The organism is Agrobacterium sp. H141, from assembly GCF_057158725.1.
This window is the reverse complement of sequence record NZ_CM169893.1, coordinates 2033379-2051118: the sequence shown is the minus strand read 5'-3', so window position 1 is coordinate 2051118 and position 17740 is coordinate 2033379. Positions and strand designations below refer to the sequence as shown.

The window sequence follows — 17740 nt, the reverse complement described above, 5'->3', positions numbered from 1 at the left end:
TGAGCCGGACGTCTCTCTATATGGTCACCAGCGTCTCGCTGAGACTGCCAACAACGTCCTCGTTCACGACGACCGCTCCGACAATATTGCCGCGCTGCCCCCGAAGCGGCTTCATCCGGCAATAAATCCGCTTGTTTCCCTTGCTTCGATCGCATTGATAGTGAAAATCGAAGACATCGCCGTCAAAGCACCGGTCAAGCAACAAACGGGCTTTGTTTTCGAATACGTCGTGCCCGATAAATTCGGCCACATGACGCCCGATCAGCTCAAAACCTCTGATACCGTAGAACTCTGCTTCTGCTGCATTGCCGAGCAGAAACCGGTAATCGCGCGTAATGACCGCCACGCGAACTGGAATATTGTCGAGGATACTCTCGTTCAGCAAACTATCGTCGCCAGCTTGCCGTGTCATGGGAAGACCGCAGGCAATGCCCTCGAGCGACGCTGATTGCTCGCCACCGAAATAACGTTCGATCAGGACATTGAGGATCGCCGAAGTGCGCACCACACACGCGCGATCATCCGCATATTCGCGGATCAAACTGCTGACGAAACGGAGTTGCTGCTGAATTTCGCTTGGATTCCGCGCCCTGTATTCGACAACGGCCGAAATCAATGGATCGATCTCCCGATCAATCAAGCGCACCAGTTCATCATTGCCGCTACGGATAGCCTGCTCCAATTGCTGACTTTTCATTGTGACGGCTTCAAACATCGGCAACAGCATGTCGCCCGTGAACATTTGCGGCATCAAAACTCCAATAACTTACTGAATCACTGAAAATCTCACACTTGGAACGCAGGCTAAACAAAAAGTGAAAACACTATCTTTGTTAGCCAGTTAACATGAATAGGCCTCACATTCAACTAACTAACTTTGGGGGGAAATGGAATAAATTCGCTATACGTCCGCATAATAAATACAGGCGACACCAGACTGGAGAGCAGCGGGAAAATATCAATATAAGTAAACACTATATCGTCATAAGGCGATACGCAGTCGACTTGTCGCTATATGTATAGATTTGATTATACAGAGACCTAGAGCGATTTTTTGATCGCCCAGCGATCATGATACCAGAGCCATTGCTCCGGATACTCTCTTACCCATCCCTCGACCTTGTCGTTGAGAAGCTGCGCGGTCGCCCGAACGTCCACCTGGCCGGCCTCGGTACGCGGCAGTGCAACCTTGTCTTCGATTTCAAGGCGGAAGCGGTTTCCAGGCAGGCGGATGCAGCGCGCCGGATAGATATCGCATTCGAACTGGCGGGCCAGCTTGGCAAGGAGCGGATTTGTTCGAACGTCCTGACCAAAGAAGGTCGTGGGCTGCCCCTTGTTGAACTTCTGATCAACCAGGACGCCGACACCGCCACCGCGTTCCAGTTGACGAGCGAGGGCAAAGGAAGACCCAGCATGCGAAGGGACGAGTTCGCCCATCCGTTTGCGCCGGAACGAAAACACCTTGTCCGCAACATAGGGATTATTCGGTGGACGGAACAGAACGGTGACATAAAGGCCGAACGTCGCGCCGGCGACAGGTAAGATCTCGAAATTGGCCGTATGCGCGGTAAAGACGATAAAGGGCCGAGGGTTATCTCTCAAGTCGAGAAACGTCGACGAGCCGGACACTTCGATCCGTCCCTCACCTTGTCGTTCCGGATCGAAATCGAACAGGCGGTCGAGAAACACATATTCGGCAGCAAGCCGGCCCATATGCCCCCAGCTGGCCAGCGCAATGCGCTCGCGCTCGGCATCGTCCTTCTCCGGAAATGCATTGCGCAAATTCGTCAACATTAGCCTGTGCCGACTGGTCTTTGGACCGATGAATCGCATCAGTCGGTCTGCGAAATTGATCGCAGGATCAGCCGGCAACACCTTCAACATGCTGAGGAAGCCAAAGGCAAGCTGGGCCACCAGCCATTGCCGGAAACGCATAAGCGCCAGAACGATGCGGGTAACGAACAGCTTCAATGAATCAGTCCATACGAAGAATGATTTTACCGAAGACCTGACGGCCTTCCATGCGCTCCAGCGCCCTGTCGATATCCTCGAAGGTAACTTCCGTATCGATGACCGGGTGAACCAGTCCGCGTGCCATTTTTTGCATGGCATTGGCCATGTTTTCCATGCGGCAGCCAAAAGAGCCGAACAACTTCAACTGCTGCTGGAACAGCATCATCAGGTTCATCTCGGTCGACACGCCGGATGTCGAGCCACAGGTAACCAGACGACCGCCACGCTTCATGCACAGCATGGAACCGGCCCAGGTATCCTTGCCGACATGTTCGAAGACGACATCGACGCCCTTTTTCTTGGTCAGCTTTCTGACCACGCCTTCGAAACGATCGGTGCGGTAGTTGATCACATGATCGGCACCGAGCGCCTTTGCCGGTTCGATCTTCTCGTCGGATCCCACCGTAGTGATCACCGTGCAGCCCATTTTCTTGGCGAGCTGAATGGCAGCCGTGCCAATGCCGGAACCGCCCGCATGAACGAGGATGGTCTCACCGGGCTGCAGCTTGGCATTGTCGAACAGCATGTGCTCGACGGTCCCAAAGGTTACGGGCGCAAGAGCCGCCGCAACCGCATCGACACCGGGTGGTGCCGGAACCAGCAGCCGCGCCGGCAAATTGATCTTTTCTTGTGCGAAGCCATCAAGATGGAAGCCATGCACGCCACCGACGTTTTCACACAGGTTGTCACGTCCATCGCGGCACGCCGAACACAAGCCACAGGTCCGCGCGCCATAGATCGATGCAAGCTGACCCGGAAGAATATTGCCGACACCCGGACCGATCGCCTCGACAACGCCGGATGCTTCTGCACCGATCGTGAGCGGAAGCTTGCGCTTGGCAAAGGCCATGCCGCGCCAACCCCAGACATCGATGTGATTGAGAGCGACTGCCTTTACACGAAGCGTCACTTCACCGGGACCCGGGGCTTCGGGCTCAGGCACATCTGTGATTTCGAGCCGGCGATCTTCGATGAGTTGCAAAGCGCGCATAAAGGTCCGTCCTTCGCCCGGCGGGCGTCTGTCTTATGTCAAAAAATGATGTTGCGCCGTCGATTAAGCCGGATCGCGCGTCATGACAAGGCTTGCGTTCTGACCGCCGAAGCCAAAGGAGTTCGACAACACCGCCGAGACCTCTGCATCCCGCTTCACATTCGGCACCACGTCAAGTTCGATTGTCGGATCAGGATTGGTGTAATTGATCGTCGGCGGCAAGGTGCCCGTCTGCATGGTCTGCAGAGAGAACACGGCCTCAACTGCGCCAGCCGCTGTCAGCGTATGTCCGATCATCGACTTGTTCGACGAACAGGCAATGGACTTCATCCGCTCACCAAACACGGCCAGCATTGCGCCATATTCCATCTTGTCGTTTTCCGGTGTCGACGTACCATGCGCATTGATATAGCCAATGTGGTCGGCAGACAGGCCGGCATCTTCCAGCGCCGCGTGGATCGTGGCAATGGCGGGACCGCCATCTGGCGACGACCGGGTACGGTGGAAATGGTCTGCTTTTTCGCCGCAGCCGCGGATGATGCCAAGAACCTTGGCACCACGACCGATGGCCGATTCGAGGCTTTCCAGCACCAGCGTGGCAGCACCCTCTGCCATCACGAAACCGTCACGGTCCTTGCTGAATGGCTTGGATGCCTTTTCCGGCTGATCATTCTGGGTGGACAGCGCCGACAAAAGCGAAAAGCGTATCAAGGCTTCAGCACTCACCGAACCGTCTGTCGCAACTGTGAGCGCGCGCTCAGATCGCCCCTGCCTGATGGATTCAACGCCGAGCTGGATCGCGGTCGCGCCCGAGGCACATGCCGTAGACAGTGTGACGGGCAGTCCGCGCGTACCAAATCTATCTGCCAGGCGCTCGGAGATCGATCCGAACTGCACAGCTTCGAGAAGGACCGGATCGGGCCGGGCTCGAAGTGCGGCCAGGAAACGCACATAGGCATCGCCCTCTTCCTCAGACGGCGGAGCGCGGTCGGCAAGGGCAAAGCGATCCGACCATTCCGGCTCCACCGGAGGCGCAGCCAAAAACAGTGGTCCATCGAAATCACCGGAGATACCGGCCATGCCAAGGGCCTCAAGCGTCGTATCGCGCGCCATCGCATAGGAACGCTCGACGGCATTTTTCGCTGGCAGTTCGAGAAAATCGACTGTTCCGGAAATACGCGTCGACAAGCCTTCGGTCGGAAAGCGCTTGATCTCGTGGATGCCGGATGTGCCAGACGTCAACGCAGCCCAGTTATCGTCCAGTCCCTGTCCAAGCGAGGTGATCACACCCATGCCGGTGACGGCGACGAGTGGACGGCCCAGATGATCTGTAAAGCGGGAGGTCGTCATGATCTGTCTCCTCAGGCGTCGGCGGCGAGAAGCGCAATGCCCTCACCCCGGATATAACCGACTGTCGTCACGAGTGCCTGGCTGGCTGCACCCTTTGCGTCATCTTCGTTGGCGGGATCGAATGCAGGCACTGCGACCTTTCCGTCAATGGCAAGAGCGGCCAGTGCCAGGCCAAGCGGGAATTGCGCTTCCATGGCGTGGCCGGTGACACCGCCAAAGCCGCGAATAGGCGTGCCGGGGAATTTTGCTTCCAGCTGCGCCTTCTCGCGCGCTGCAAGATCGTGCAGACCGCTAGTACCGCTGAAGATGACAGTGTCGGTCCCAGCGGCGGCACCCACGGTGTCTTCCATACGCTGGAGGCGCGTTTCCAGACCGCCATCGGCGCGCTGACCGCGGTCGCCTTCAATACCCTTCACCACCGCATAGATATGCGCACCACGAGCCTCTGCATGCTCCCGTGATTCCATGACCAGGAATGCACCGACAGAACCCAGCATCATACCGCCACCGGTGCCGTCTTCACGCGACCACATAGGCGCCCAGTCACCCGTCGCATGAGCGCTGATGCCTTCGACCAGAAGCAGGATGTCGGCACGTTCCGCAATGAATGCTCCGCCAACCAGCGTGTGGCTGGACTGACCGGCGACGATCCGCGCATAGGCCGTGGCCACCGCCGATATACCGGCCGCCTCCTCACCCATGAAGGTGCGCGATGAACCGGTCACCTTGTGCACGATGGAAATATTGCCGGCCAGAAGATTGGAGAGCTGTGCGAGGAACAAGGTCGGGCGCAATTCGGTGGTAAGCTTCTCGTTGAGAAGTTTCTCACGATCGTTCCGCTTCAAGGCTTCATCGACGATCATCGAATCCACCTTGATGTCGCGCTCGCCGCCGCCAGCTGCCACGATCATATCCATCGTGCCACACGCGTCGAGATCATCCTTGAAGCCGGCATCATCGAGCGCCAGACCTGCGGCATAGACACCAAGGCGCTGCCAGTTTTCCATCTGCCGCTGGTCGCCCCGCTTGGGGATCTGTGTTGACCAGTCGATCTCCGGCAAAGGATGCACTGGATACGGCTTGAAACGCTCGCCTTCGACTGGCGGTCTTGCCGTCTCCTTGGCCGTCAAGAGAGCGATATGCGGCTCCTTGCCGGTTCCGTGACAGGTCACGATCCCAACTCCGGTTATCACCACATCATTCGGCTTCTTGGTCATCTTGTCGTCCTTTCGGCGCATTGCGCACCGTATCGCCTGCCTTGGCGCTTGCATATCTCGGCGCTTAAAAGCGCAAGCCGCCCGATCCGTCAACAATAATGAAGAATGTCACGGGCGACAAAAGGAGGCCTTGCGCCTCAGATCTATCCCGCAGCGAGAGCCGTCAGAAGGCCGACATCTTCAGCCCTCTTCTTGACGAGATCTCCGATCGGCAGTTCGGAAAACGGTAGCGTGCGAAGCTTGAGCTGCGCATCGCAAACCTTGGCACCGGCGCACGTGATCTTCGCCTTGGTGACGGCATAGCCCGACCCATCATGCTCAAGCCTCGCCTCGATTTCCAACTCGTCTTCCGGCTTGACGAAACTGCGCATCTTGGCGCCGTCCACCGTCATGAGGAAAGGCATGGAGGCAAAGTCGTTGAGTGCGAGAAGCAGAAAGCCGGAGGCCTGAGCCATGGTCTCGATCAAAAGCACGCCCGGAACGAGAGGCATTCCGGGAAAATGGCCTTCGAATACCGGGCTTGCGGCGGGCACGCGCGAACGGGCGCGCAGCACCTTGTCGTCGAGGCTGACGGCCTCGACCCGGTCGATCATCTGGAAATATTCGAGCAACATGCCTTTATGATCGTTCCGTTGCTCAGGCCTTGGCCGCGCGCAACTCGTCGATCTTGGCGCACAGGTTCTTCAACACGAAGTATTCCTCGGTCGAAACCTTGCCTTCGTTGACTTCCTGGGTCCACTTTTCGAGTGGAATCTTGATGCCGAATTCCTTGTCGATCGCAAAAACGATGTCGAGGAAATCGAGGCTGTCGATGCCCAGATCGTCAATTGTGTGGCTTTCAGGTGTGATCGTCTCGCGATCGATTTCGCTGGTTTCCGCGATGAGGTCGGCAACTTTGTCAAATGTAGCAGTCACGCCAATGGCCCTTCTGATATGTCTTATGATGGCCCCACATAGGGAAAACTCTTCGAAATGCCAATGGGTAGATGGCGCATCTAACGCATTTGCGAAGCATGTGTTGCTCAAACAGCGATGGAATGGCGGCCTTTTCCGTTACCGCGATAGCTGTCGAAGGCAGCAGCGACCGTGCGCACAAAGGGTTTTCCGGCATCCGTCAGACGAAAGCCATCCCGATCCACGAGGCAGATGCCATCGTCATTGCCAGCAGCAAAGATCCGCGCTTCCTTTATGACTGTATCCGCCAACTGCGGAAAGGCTTCACGCAATCGCGCAAAAGCAAAGCCAAAATCGCACATGACGCGCTCGATCACATAGGCACGCAAGCGGTCATCCTCACTCAGTTCGATCCCCCTGACAATGGTGAGACCATCGCGCATTGCCATGCGTTGATATTCCCCTGTTGCCGGCATGTTTTGCACATATCCCTGCGGCAAGAAACCGATCGACGATGCGCCAAGACCGATCAGGGCCGAGGCCGCGTCATCCGTATAACCCTGGAAGTTACGGCGCAGGCGCCCTTCCCGCTCGGCCACGGCCAGCGTGTCATCCGGTTTGGCAAAGTGATCGATACCAATCGCCTGATATCCCGCCTGCACGAGCATCTCGGCAGCGTTGCTCATCTGCTGGTACCGGGCATCGACACCGGGAAGTGCCTCCTCGGGAATCATCTGCTGGTGTTTCTTCATCCAGGGCACATGGGCATAACCGAACAAGGCAATACGATCCGGATCGAGTGAGACGATGTCCCGCACCGTCTTTTCGAGCGTCTCCACCGTCTGATACGGCAAGCCATAGAGAATATCGCAATTGACCGAGTGGACACCGCGTTTTCTCACAGCCTCCACGACCCCCGCCGTTTGTCTAAATGTCTGAATGCGATTGATGGTTTCCTGCACCTTGGGATCGAAATCCTGAACGCCGAGGCTCGCGCGCGTCATACCGATGGCGGCAAGCGCATCATAGCGTGGTTCATCCAGATCGTTGGGATCCATTTCAACGCTGATTTCGATATCATCGCCGAAATCGAAGGCGGAGCGCAGCCGCGCCATCACTTCGACCAAATCGTCGGGGTTCAACAGTGTTGGCGAACCACCGCCAAAATGCACCGCACTGACCTTGGCCCCTTTTCCCACCAGCGCACCGACGGTCTCGATCTCGCGATAAAGAGAAACGAGATAGGCCGCAATCGGCTCATATTTCAACGTATGCTTGGTATGACAGGCGCAGAACCAGCACAGGCGATCACAATAGGGAATGTGGAGATAGAGCGATATATCCTGCCCCTCTCCGAGTTCGCCCAGCCATTGCGCATATTTGCCGCAGTCGACGCCATCATGGAAATGCGGTGCTGTCGGATAGCTTGTATAGCGGGGAACCGCACCAGAATACTTGGCGAGCAAAGCGTTTGTCATATCCGGAGGTACCTTTCCATACAGTTCGCGACCGGCATACTGATAGAGGACCGACAGGATAGCGACTTTGACATTAGTCAAACTGCTGATAGATTTCCGACAAGGAATTGTGGCAGGGCTACAGGCGCAAAGGGTGCCATGCCGACAACCGTCGCAGACCCGCCGCTACAGTGGCTGTATCACCGAAAAAGCAGCCCGCACACCGCATTGGATCGATTATGGACGCCCACGGGAAACGACAGCTCGACAGTGAGACCCCGGCAATTTGCCGTGCCTGCGAAGCGCGTCACGGGGGAGTCTGCGGCACGCTGACGACCCCTCAGCTCGTTGAACTCAACAAATTTTCCAGCCGTCGTCGCGTCGAATCCGGCAGCGAAGTGATCGGTCAGGGCGAATCGATCGACAACTACAGCAATATTCTGCGTGGTGTGGTGAAGCTGTCGAAGATGATGTCTGACGGTCGACAACAGATTGTCGGTCTGCAATTTGCACCGGATTTTCTCGGAAGACCCTTCCTCAGGGAAAGCAATGTCACCGCAGAAGCCGCAACCGAAACCGAACTCTGCAGCTTTCCGCGCAAGGTCATCGACCGTTTCGTTGAAGAAGCGCCGGATTTCGAGCGCAAGCTACACGACCAGTCGCTGAAAGAGCTGGACGAAGCGCGCGACTGGATGCTGACCCTCGGCCGCAAGAGCGCTCAGGAAAAAGTCGCCAGTTTCCTCTATCTGATCGCCACCCACATCAATCCGGGCGACGGCGACCAGAGCACCTTCGATCTGCCCTTGTCCCGGGCAGATATCGCGGATTTCCTCGGCCTCACCATTGAAACAGTGAGCCGGCAGATGACGAAACTGCGCAAGGAAGGCATTATCGTCATCGAGAACAACCGGCACCTGACGGTACCCAAGCTCGAGCGACTGCGCATTTTCGCTGAAATCGACTGATTTTCCGAATTTGCAGGCAAAGATCCGGCTGACCTGACAACAGCCGAATCCTCTTTATGTCGACTTGCCGTCCAGCTTACGATGCCAGATGCCTGCGCAATCGCGTATAGGCGAAGTCCAGCACCAACATGATCAACAGCGAAAGCCCCACAAGCGGGAAGATCGCGCCCCCGATTAAGAGAATTGCGATCAGTCCGCGGAAAACGCGGGCGTCAGACGGCATCGGTGGAATCCCCAACGAACCTGACGGGCGGCGTTTCCACCACATCACGCCGGCAGAGACTGCCAGCAGGACGATGGCGAGGCACACCACCACCAGAATGATCTGGTTGGCCGGACCGAACTCTTGCCCCATATGCACATTAATGCCGAATTCCAGCCACTTGCCGAGCGGCCCATAGTCAGCATAACTCATGTCAATCAGCGGTTCGCCACTATACTGGTCGAGATGCACCACACGCTGCTGTGACAGATCATTCGGGTAAACCGAACCGGAATAGACACCCGTCTGATCGCCGGGCAAAGCAACTGAATATCCGCGATGCAGTCCAAGCTGCTCGAACTTGGCCACAGCCTTATCCAGTCCGATCGGCTGAACGCCGCCCGCCTTGACTTCCGACCGAGGTATTTGTGCCTGCTCCAGCGACCATGTTGTCTTGGCCACATGGTCCAGATGTTCACCCGACATCGGCACGTTCACTCGCACACCGGCCGGATAACCGAAATTGTTACCATTGGCCCATTCATTGACCTTGGCGCCCCAGACGCCTGACCATGGCATGCCCGTGATTGCGAGAAAGACGATAAAACCACCGACAAATATTCCGGTCACCGCATGGGTATCGCGCCAGAACACCCGGCGGGACGGTGTTCCACGCACACTGATGACGCCTCCAGTCTGCCGCCGCGGCCACCAGAGAAAAATGCCCGTTGCGACAAGAAGAATTGACCAACCTCCCGCGATTTCTATGAAAGAGCGCACGAATGGACCGAAATAGCGCAGGCTGTGCAGATAGCGCACCGTCCACATCACCGTGCCACGATCAGGCAAAGCCCCCAGAACTTGCCCCGTATACGGATCGACATAGACCGCCAAACGTCCCTCGCTCTCTGAGTTAACAGTAACCTCCGCGGACAGATCGTCCGCTGCCGGATCCGTAAACTTGACGGCGACACCTGGATGCGCAGCGAGCGCTGCCGCGACCATTGTCGAGGGTGAGGCTTGGACGACAGCCTGCTGTACAGCCACTCTTTTGAGGTCAGCGTGAATGACTGCATCGAGCTCATCGCGAAACAGGTAAAGGCCACCGGTTATAGCGAGCGTGATCATGAAAGGCAGAACCAGCAGGCCTGCGTAGAAATGCCAGCGCCAGACGGCGCGATAAAGGTCGGCAGCTGAGCGCACGGATTTTTCCGAGCGGCTCACGCCGATAGACGTATCGGTCATTGTAAAATTCCTGATGAGTTTGAGAAGCGAAGACACAATGGTCGTCGCACAATACTTCCGTCAGGCGTAACGTGGTGGACCGCGGACTTCAGGCCTCAGACGGCGTGCGCCAAAGTTTGGCACGTCGGGCACAGCAACATAGGTGGTTGCAACGGCCGAAAATGAGACCCGCAGAGACAGTTCTGATACTGGGATAATCGCATTCGGTGGCGCGGCAGCGAGACGGCACAGACTGCCGCATGGGCAATCCGGCACTTTCGGGACAGGAGACTCTTTGCCTGTTTGTGCGCTATCGGCCGATGAGCAGATTTCATGAAGTGGATCGAAGGCTGACGGCGCAGCCATTGCCGCATTGGCCCACCCGCTGACAAAGCCCTGCACAAGCAGAAAGACGGCAAAAAGCACCGCGATTGCAGTGGCCGAGATTCTGTCTTTCCATATGTCGCGAAAGGCTTGCATGAATTTCGCATCGCACAATCGAAAGCGACTGTCACCTGCGCCCGTTTGCCGCGCAGGCGCCGTCCACTATCGACTTCAAAACCGGACTTTTAATCCAGCTGAAAACAAGGATTGGCGCTGCAAAATGCCGCCATCAGCGCGTAATGACGATCCGCGTATTTGAAAGACCATTGCTTTTGGCCATGGCAAAGAGCCGCGCGGCATTCTTCGGGTCGAGGCGTACGCATCCGTGGGAAGCCGGGCGGCCGAGACGCTTGAGATCCGTGGTCCCGTGCACCGCATAGCCGCCCTTGAAGAAGATCGAAAACGGCATCGGCGCATTGTTATACTTGCGCGACCGATGATTCTTGGACAACCATTTGGCACTGTAGCTTCCGGTCGGCGTCACATAACCCTTGCGCGCCGTCGACACCTTCCAGCGATACTGAACGATACCGTTCTTGCTCACAGTCATTGTCTGACTGGACAGGCTGATGCGCGCCACCACATTACCGGCCTCGGCGAACAATGGTTGAAATTGCAAGCAAACAAAGGCCAGAATGGCCAGCAGAACTTTGCGCATGATTTTCCCCTCTTCACAGGCAAACGCCCCAGCGGAACGCTTTGTGCACCCCATCTAAACCGCAACTCTGATATGTAACGTCAAACAGCATGAGCACGAAAGTCTTAAAAGAATAGCTTGAAAAGCCGCAATTCTATTCTTCAACGGGCCAGAACTCGCGGGAATAAAGACAGTGTTATGAGAAGGGGGCGGCCAATTTCAAAGGTAGGGAAGAAAAACAATCAACGGCCTATAGCATCGCCAGCAACACAATTCCGATGGCGGTAACGGCGCACAACACCCAGCCACAGATATCGAAAAGTCCAACAGCCCGACTGATATCCGACTCGCCCATGACAGACTGCCCTGCCCCGTTGATCATCGGTTCGCTGACCAGCACGCCGCCGTAAATCCGGGGGCCGGCCAGTCGTATATCGAGCGCACCGGCAAAGGCCGCCTCCGGCCACCCGGAATTGGGAGACCTGTGCAGCCCGCTATCGCGCGCCGCAACCGTTAGCGCACGCGCACCTGTCGCCAAACCCCAACGCAGCGTTGCAGCCGCAGCAATCGCGCCCGCTGACAAGCGTGCAGCGGGCCAATTGGCCACATCATCGAGCCTCGCCGATGCCCAGCCGAAATGCAGATAGGTCTCATTCTTGTGACCGATCATCGAATCGGCCGTGTTGAGCATTTTGTAGGCGACGAGGCCGGGCAAACCGAGTAGCGCATACCAGAGGGCCGGCGCCACCACGCCATCGGCAAAATTTTCTGCCAGACTTTCGATGGCCGCACGGCTGACACCTGCTTCATCGAGCCTATTGGGGTCGCGCCCAACGATCATCGACACAGCCTGTCGTCCACCCTCAAGCCCACCTTGGCGAAGGCCTTTGGCGACCGCATCGACATGATCGCGAAGGCTTTTATGGGCCAGCAAGACAGAAACGAGTACAGCCTCCAACGCAAATCCCGCTATGCCAAGCTGCCAGAACACGGCGTGCAGAAGCCAGCCGATGGTCAAGGCCAGCACAAGCAATGCGGCGATGGCAATCACGCCATTGCGTTTGCGCAAGGATGGCGCGCTGAGTGGCTTGTTGAGCCGGTGATCGAGAAACGCGATAGCCGCTCCGAACAGGACCACCGGATGCGGAATACGCGACCACAATTTCGGCGGGTCGCCAATGTTGCGGTCCAGCACGAGCGCAATGAACAGGATGGCAAGCCGTATCATGGCCGCATCGCTTTCCAGTCGGCGAGGGCTGAGGCCAAGCGATGATCCCCGTCCGCATCAGGGGCAAGGCCGAGGCGCATCCATTTGGGCGCGTAGTCGAAAACCCGCGTCAGGATATGACACTGGCATAAATGGTCGTGAAGGCCTGCAGCATCGTCGAGCTCGACAAGAGAAAACAGCGCAGTCCCGCCCCGCACTCTCAGTCCCGCTGCGTTTAAAACCGCATCCAGTCCCCGATGCCGCTCCAACAGGCTCTTCCGTATGACGTCCGCTTCCCCCTGCATTAGCGAGGATGCGACAGAAAGTGCCGGTCCGGATACCGCCCATGGGCCAAGCCACGTTGAAAACTGCTCACGCAACGATGCCTCAGCGATGACAAAGCCAAGCCGCATCCCTGCCATGCCGAAGAATTTTCCAAATGATCGAAAGACAATGAGATTGGGAGAACGCTCCACACGGGCTGCGACAGACACCTCGGGCGAACAATCGCAGAAAGCCTCATCGACCACCAGATAACTGCCCTGCGCGGCCAGGCGCTGCGCCAGCGCTTCGACTTCAACCGATGAAAACACACGCCCATCCGGATTGTTCGGATTGACCAGCACCACCAATTGATGCTGTGGCCCAATGTCGTCCAACGAAGCGACGCCATCAACCTCGAAACCCGCCAGAGCAAAGGTACGCGCATATTCCCCATAGGTCGGAGAAAATATCGCAATATGCCGGGTTGGATCGGCCAGACGCGGCAGCACCTGGATCACCGATTGCGTGCCGGGAACGGCCAGCGGCAGGATAGTCCCACTATGATAAAATACCCGCGCAGCCTCGCAAGCGGCCACGTCCAGCGAGCGATCCGGGAGCCGGTGCCACGTCCGTTCCTCAATTTCGGGGAGAACTGGCGGACAAGGATTGATACCCGTCGACAAATCCAGCCAGGCGGTCTCACAGCCTCCATAGCGTGCTGCAGCGTCTGCGACGCCGCCGCCATGGCGAATAGGCGCGCTCACTGTTCCTCACTGCGAATATCGACCAGATGCATGAACGAGCCGGCCACATTGCCGCGTTGCCGCCCCGCCTGTCCCAGATCCGCTCCAAGCGCATCCTCCACCTGGAACAAGGCATCGCCCTCTCCCTCACTCACCACAGTGGCGTAGTGGAACTCGTGACCGTTCATGGGATCGGTGAAGAAGGATGAGCCGAGTGGCCTCATGTGGCGATAGCCGAGATGACGCTTGCGCGTTTCAAAACTGGTGACGACCGGCAGCATGCCGAGCATCTCATGCCGTACGCCGTCTGCATCGATCAGCCCCTCGCCCAGAACCATATAGCCGCCGCACTCTCCAAAGATACGCGCACCACGATCGCGCGCAGCAATCAGACCTGCACGGAAGTTTGAAGCCGCCGCGATCTCGCCAGCGTGCAATTCCGGATATCCCCCCGGAAGATAAACCGCATCGGCATCATCCGCCGGAGCTTCGTCGGCCAAGGGCGAGAAGAAGCTGATCTCCGCGCCGCGCCGTTTCCAGCCGAACAGCATGTGTTCATAACAGAAGGCAAAGGCCACATCGCGCGCGACCGCGATCTTGTGCCCAAGCGGTGGAAGGCGCAGGATATTGGCGTCCGAAGGCTTGTCCGGAATATAGCGCGCCGCCCGCATCAACGCCTCAAGATCGCATTCGGCGGCAACCGCTGTCGCTGCATGCTCGATGAACGCATCGAGCTCGCCGTGCTCGCCAGCCTGCACGAGTCCCAGATGACGCTCTGGAATGGTCAGGGTATTGTCCGAACGCATCACAGCAAAGACGGGCATACGGATCTTGTCCATCGCCGCCCGCAGCATGGCCTCATGGCGGGCGCTGCCGACACGGTTGAGGATCACGCCGACGATTCGTGTATCGACCCGGAAATTGGCAAAACCACTCACCAGTGCGGCAATCGAATGCGATGCCTTGGCGCAATCGACCACAAGCACCACGGAAAGGCCGAGGATGGAAGCCAGTTCGGCCGCAGAACCGGACCCATCGGCAGCGCCATCAAACAGGCCCATCATGGCCTCGATCACCAGCGTCTTGCCGCCCGATGCATGAAGTGCCGCATTGGCAAGCAACAACTCCTTGCGCATGCCCCAGGGATCGAAATTGAAACAGGCTTCGCCGCTTGCGGCGGCATGGAAAGCCGTATCGATATAATCAGGACCGGCCTTGCCCGGCGCAATGGCATAACCCGCATTCCTCAGAGCGCGCAAAAGTCCAAGCGTCACAGTGGTCTTGCCCGATCCGGTGGATGGGGCAGAAATCATCAATCCGCTCATGCTCTGTCTCTTCTGGCAGCGTCTGTTAGAAAGGGATCGGGCGCCAATGTCTTGCCTGACAATGCGCCGAGCCAGTCGAGTGAAGGTCTGAGGCGCACGACCTCTCCCACCACGACAATGGCCGGCGGTGAAATTCCGGCTTCCGTCATCGCTTGCTCGGCCTCGCCGAGTGTGGTGACGAGCACGCGTTGCGCAGCCGTTGCCGCATCGCAGACAAAAGCCAGCGGCTCGTCTTTCGAGCGGCCGGCCGCCATCAACTGGCCGGTAATCGATCCGATATGCTTCATGGCCATGTACATGACGATCACCGGTGAGCCGCGTGCGATGGCGTCCCAATCGATGCGGTCCGGCACAAAACCGGACGAATCATGCCCGGTCAGAAAGGTGACCGCGTGATTGACTTCACGGTGGGTCACCGGAATGCCTGCATAACCAAGACCACCGATGCCAGCGGTAATGCCAGGCACGATGCGAAAGGCAATTCCGTGTTCGGCAAGGGTCAGGGCCTCTTCGCCGCCACGCCCGAAAACAAACGGATCGCCGCCCTTCAACCGCAGTACACGCTGACCGGATCGCGCAAGCTCCACAAGGCGAAGAGAGATATCCCGCTGCTTGGCGGACGGTTTGCCGCCTCGTTTTCCAGCATATTCGATTGTCGCGCCGGAGCGGGCGAGCCGAAGACACTCGTCATTGACCAGCGCGTCATGCACGATGACATCCGCTTCACCGAGCGCCTTTGCGGCAAGCAGGGTGAGCAGCCCCGGGTCGCCGGGGCCAGCGCCAGCGAGCCAGACATGCCCCGGCTCGAGCGATGGCAGGTTCCGGAAAGGAGTGTCGTTCATGGTCTTGCTCTATGCTGCGGCAGGCAAAATTGCAATCTCGCAAATCTCATCAGGCCCCGTCGGTTGGCGCCATGGTTTCCAAGGTGCTTCCGCCCGTCACAAGGCTGGCCTATAAGACCAGCATGAGCAAGGCCGCAGCGCAACCATCCGATGCCGATTCCGGCAAAAACCGTGACAAGCCCGAAGGGACCTTGCGCACCGGCTGGACGACGGGCGCCTGCGCGACCGCGGCCACCAAGGCGGCACTGTCTGCGCTGATCACCGGCACCTTTCCAGATCCCGTCTCGATCCGGCTCCCGCGCGGCGAGGAGCCCGCCTTTGCGCTGACACAGGAAAGCCTCGAACACGGCGTTGCTACGGCGGGCATCGTCAAGGATGCGGGCGATGATCCGGATGTGACCCATGGGCTCACCGTAATGGCGTCTGTCCGGTTTTCAGCCCCCGGAAGCGGTATCCGCTTTGTCGCCGGCGACGGCGTGGGAACTGTCACAAAGGCCGGCCTGCCTTTGCCCGTCGGTGAACCTGCCATAAACCCCGTACCCCGTGCCATGATCACGGCAGAAGTCGAGGCGTTGTGTACGGCACATGACAGGAACGCCGATGTCGAGGTGACCATCTCTATTCCGGGCGGAACGACCGTTGCGCAACAGACATGGAACCCGCGGCTTGGCATCGTCGGCGGCCTCTCTGTGCTCGGCACAACCGGCGTCGTTCATCCCTTCTCGTGCGCAGCCTGGATCCACTCCATCCATCGTGGTGTAGACGTCGCCCGTGCCGAAGGTTTGACACATCTGCTCGGCGCGACAGGTTCGACCTCTGAGAAGGCTGGACAAGAACTTTACGGTCTTCCGGAAGGCGCGCTGATTGACATGGGCGATTTCGCCGGCGGGCTTTTGAAATATGTGCGCGCCCATCCCGTTGCGCGCCTCACCATTGCCGGCGGCTTCGCCAAGCTGACAAAGCTGGCACAAGGCGCCATGGATCTGCACTCGGCAAGAAGCCAGGTCGACATGGGGTTTCTGGAATCCCTGATTGTACCCGAGAGCCTCACTCACCCTTTGAAGGAGCAGATTCAAAATGCGAATACTGCCCTGGAAGTCCTTGAGCTGACTCGCGAAAACGGCATCGACCTCCCCCCGATCGTCGCCGCCCGGGCGCGGGATGCAGCCCTTGCTATTTTGCGCGGTGCCCCCGTCGAAATCGATATCGTCGTCACTGACCGGAAAGGCAAAATCATTGGCCGCGCGGGGTGAGACCATTCTGATATTGGGCGGCACAGCAGAAGCCCATGCACTGGCAAATACGTTGATGGCGTCTGGAGAGGCCCGCGTCATCACCTCACTTGCCGGGCGCACCGCAGAGCCGGCGCTACCCTCTGGCGAGGTTCGCATCGGCGGCTTTGGCGGCGTGGATGGGCTGATCGCCTATTTGCGAGATCAGCGCATCACACGCGTCATTGACGCCACACATCCATTCGCGCGCCGCATATCAGAAAACGCACGACTTGCCAGCAAGGCGGCCGGAGTGCCGCTCGAGCACGTGCAGCGTCCGGAATGGCAACCCGAGAATGGCGATCTCTGGACACAGGTTGCATCTCTGGAGGAGGCTGCAAGCGCCCTGCCCGCCGATGCCCGCGTCTTTCTCGCACTGGGACGGCAATATCTCAAAGCCTTCGAAAGCCGTCCGGATTGCCACTTCGTTATTCGAATGGTCGATCCGCCATTGGCACCGCTTGACCTGCCCTCACACGAGCTGGTGATCGGCAAGCCGTCAGCCGACAAAGACACGGAAGGAGCGCTCTTTAAAGAGCATGGCATCACCCATCTGGTAGCCCGCAATTCAGGAGGTCGCGCCAGCTACGGCAAGTTCGAAGCGGCACGCCGGCTCGCCATCCCGGTCATCCTTCTGTCTCGCCTGGACAACCCGCACACTCCGTAGTCTCATCTCCACCCGTCATTGCCATCGAAGACCGGTGTTCTGCACCAATGCGGGACACGCCTGGCGTGTGCATTTACCGGAAATTTA

General features: G+C 58.1%; 18 protein-coding genes. 3 read left to right on the top strand and 15 right to left on the bottom strand.

Annotated elements, in window-relative coordinates; all coding sequences use genetic code 11:
* Positions 1-16: 16 nt before the first annotated feature.
* From ACWPM9_RS09425 to hemN, 8 genes are all read right to left on the bottom strand, one after another.
* Entirely contained in the window at positions 17-751 is a 735-nt protein-coding gene (locus ACWPM9_RS09425; RefSeq protein ID WP_484757505.1) for a PAS domain-containing protein, read from the bottom strand.
* A 290-nt stretch (positions 752-1041) separates the two neighbouring features.
* Complete coding sequence (locus ACWPM9_RS09420; protein ID WP_484757504.1) at positions 1042-1971, bottom strand: lipid A biosynthesis lauroyl acyltransferase; 930 nt, start codon at positions 1969-1971, stop codon at positions 1042-1044.
* Positions 1972-1975: 4 nt separating this feature from the next.
* Complete coding sequence (locus tag ACWPM9_RS09415; protein ID WP_428186902.1) at positions 1976-3004, bottom strand: zinc-binding dehydrogenase; 1029 nt, start codon at positions 3002-3004, stop codon at positions 1976-1978.
* Between the two features lie 63 nt (positions 3005-3067).
* Positions 3068-4354, bottom strand: coding sequence for a beta-ketoacyl-ACP synthase (locus tag ACWPM9_RS09410; RefSeq protein WP_484757503.1), 1287 nt, complete (start codon positions 4352-4354; stop codon positions 3068-3070).
* Between the two features lie 11 nt (positions 4355-4365).
* The gene (locus ACWPM9_RS09405) at positions 4366-5571 is read right to left on the bottom strand and encodes a beta-ketoacyl-ACP synthase (protein WP_484757502.1); all 1206 of its coding nucleotides are present in this window, start codon (positions 5569-5571) and stop codon (positions 4366-4368) included.
* A 143-nt stretch (positions 5572-5714) separates the two neighbouring features.
* Positions 5715-6185 (bottom strand): 3-hydroxyacyl-ACP dehydratase FabZ family protein, encoded by a 471-nt coding sequence (locus tag ACWPM9_RS09400; RefSeq protein WP_428186905.1) that lies wholly within the window; start codon positions 6183-6185, stop codon positions 5715-5717.
* A 22-nt stretch (positions 6186-6207) separates the two neighbouring features.
* Positions 6208-6492, bottom strand: coding sequence for an acyl carrier protein (locus tag ACWPM9_RS09395; RefSeq protein ID WP_428187479.1), 285 nt, complete (start codon positions 6490-6492; stop codon positions 6208-6210).
* 101 nt (positions 6493-6593) lie between these two features.
* Complete coding sequence (hemN, locus tag ACWPM9_RS09390; protein ID WP_484757634.1) at positions 6594-7943, bottom strand: oxygen-independent coproporphyrinogen III oxidase; 1350 nt, start codon at positions 7941-7943, stop codon at positions 6594-6596.
* 218 nt (positions 7944-8161) lie between these two features.
* Here hemN and ACWPM9_RS09385 point away from each other — a divergent pair, with 218 nt between their 5' ends.
* Positions 8162-8887 carry a Crp/Fnr family transcriptional regulator gene (locus ACWPM9_RS09385; RefSeq protein WP_428186906.1) on the top strand — a complete coding sequence of 242 codons (726 nt, stop codon included), beginning with the start codon at positions 8162-8164 and terminating at the stop codon, positions 8885-8887.
* 76 nt (positions 8888-8963) lie between these two features.
* Here the strand turns inward: ACWPM9_RS09385 and ACWPM9_RS09380 are convergent, their stop codons facing one another.
* The 7 genes from ACWPM9_RS09380 to cobA all read right to left on the bottom strand — a co-directional run bounded on the left by ACWPM9_RS09380 (position 8964) and on the right by cobA (position 15715).
* Positions 8964-10334 (bottom strand): PepSY-associated TM helix domain-containing protein, encoded by a 1371-nt coding sequence (locus ACWPM9_RS09380; RefSeq protein WP_484757501.1) that lies wholly within the window; start codon positions 10332-10334, stop codon positions 8964-8966.
* A 60-nt stretch (positions 10335-10394) separates the two neighbouring features.
* A complete protein-coding gene (locus ACWPM9_RS09375) occupies positions 10395-10793 on the bottom strand; it encodes a DUF2946 family protein (protein ID WP_484757500.1) in 399 nt (132 codons plus the stop codon).
* A gap of 133 nt (positions 10794-10926) precedes the next feature.
* Positions 10927-11355: a L,D-transpeptidase gene (locus tag ACWPM9_RS09370; RefSeq protein WP_484757499.1), complete on the bottom strand. Its 429-nt coding sequence runs from the start codon at positions 11353-11355 to the stop codon at positions 10927-10929.
* Positions 11356-11584: 229 nt separating this feature from the next.
* Complete coding sequence (cbiB, locus tag ACWPM9_RS09365; RefSeq protein ID WP_484757498.1) at positions 11585-12562, bottom strand: adenosylcobinamide-phosphate synthase CbiB; 978 nt, start codon at positions 12560-12562, stop codon at positions 11585-11587.
* Complete coding sequence (gene cobD, locus ACWPM9_RS09360; RefSeq protein WP_484757497.1) at positions 12559-13569, bottom strand: threonine-phosphate decarboxylase CobD; 1011 nt, start codon at positions 13567-13569, stop codon at positions 12559-12561. The genes cbiB and cobD overlap by 4 nt, the downstream gene beginning before the upstream one ends.
* Positions 13566-14873, bottom strand: coding sequence for a cobyrinic acid a,c-diamide synthase CobB (locus ACWPM9_RS09355; protein WP_484757496.1), 1308 nt, complete (start codon positions 14871-14873; stop codon positions 13566-13568). Before ACWPM9_RS09355 ends, cobD begins: the two co-directional genes overlap by 4 nt.
* Positions 14870-15715: a uroporphyrinogen-III C-methyltransferase gene (gene cobA / locus ACWPM9_RS09350; RefSeq protein WP_428186913.1), complete on the bottom strand. Its 846-nt coding sequence runs from the start codon at positions 15713-15715 to the stop codon at positions 14870-14872. Before cobA ends, ACWPM9_RS09355 begins: the two co-directional genes overlap by 4 nt.
* Before the next feature lie 122 nt (positions 15716-15837).
* On the opposite strand from cobA, the gene ACWPM9_RS09345 reads away from it, so the two are divergent.
* Together ACWPM9_RS09345 and ACWPM9_RS09340 are read left to right on the top strand one after the other, a co-directional pair.
* Complete coding sequence (locus ACWPM9_RS09345; protein ID WP_484757633.1) at positions 15838-16968, top strand: cobalt-precorrin-5B (C(1))-methyltransferase; 1131 nt, start codon at positions 15838-15840, stop codon at positions 16966-16968.
* Complete coding sequence (locus ACWPM9_RS09340; protein ID WP_484757495.1) at positions 16952-17653, top strand: cobalt-precorrin-6A reductase; 702 nt, start codon at positions 16952-16954, stop codon at positions 17651-17653. The genes ACWPM9_RS09345 and ACWPM9_RS09340 overlap by 17 nt, the downstream gene beginning before the upstream one ends.
* Positions 17654-17740: the final 87 nt, after the last annotated feature.

Bases quoted from the DNA above. Each gene is read 5' to 3' on its own strand.
- ACWPM9_RS09410 (WP_484757503.1), bottom strand. From the start codon at position 4,354: ATGACGACCTCCCGCTTTACAGATCATCTGGGCCGTCCACTCGTCGCC.
- ACWPM9_RS09400 (WP_428186905.1), bottom strand. From the start codon at position 6,185: ATGTTGCTCGAATATTTCCAGATGATCGACCGGGTCGAGGCCGTCAGC.
- ACWPM9_RS09380 (WP_484757501.1), bottom strand. From the start codon at position 10,334: ATGACCGATACGTCTATCGGCGTGAGCCGCTCGGAAAAATCCGTGCGC.
- hemN (WP_484757634.1), bottom strand. From the start codon at position 7,943: ATGACAAACGCTTTGCTCGCCAAGTATTCTGGTGCGGTTCCCCGCTAT.
- ACWPM9_RS09345 (WP_484757633.1), top strand. From the start codon at position 15,838: ATGAGCAAGGCCGCAGCGCAACCATCCGATGCCGATTCCGGCAAAAAC.
- ACWPM9_RS09370 (WP_484757499.1), bottom strand. From the start codon at position 11,355: ATGCGCAAAGTTCTGCTGGCCATTCTGGCCTTTGTTTGCTTGCAATTT.
- ACWPM9_RS09355 (WP_484757496.1), bottom strand. From the start codon at position 14,873: ATGAGCGGATTGATGATTTCTGCCCCATCCACCGGATCGGGCAAGACC.
- cbiB (WP_484757498.1), bottom strand. From the start codon at position 12,562: ATGATACGGCTTGCCATCCTGTTCATTGCGCTCGTGCTGGACCGCAAC.
- ACWPM9_RS09425 (WP_484757505.1), bottom strand. From the start codon at position 751: ATGCCGCAAATGTTCACGGGCGACATGCTGTTGCCGATGTTTGAAGCC.
- ACWPM9_RS09375 (WP_484757500.1), bottom strand. From the start codon at position 10,793: ATGCAAGCCTTTCGCGACATATGGAAAGACAGAATCTCGGCCACTGCA.
- ACWPM9_RS09405 (WP_484757502.1), bottom strand. From the start codon at position 5,571: ATGACCAAGAAGCCGAATGATGTGGTGATAACCGGAGTTGGGATCGTG.
- ACWPM9_RS09415 (WP_428186902.1), bottom strand. From the start codon at position 3,004: ATGCGCGCTTTGCAACTCATCGAAGATCGCCGGCTCGAAATCACAGAT.
- cobA (WP_428186913.1), bottom strand. From the start codon at position 15,715: ATGAACGACACTCCTTTCCGGAACCTGCCATCGCTCGAGCCGGGGCAT.
- ACWPM9_RS09385 (WP_428186906.1), top strand. From the start codon at position 8,162: ATGGACGCCCACGGGAAACGACAGCTCGACAGTGAGACCCCGGCAATT.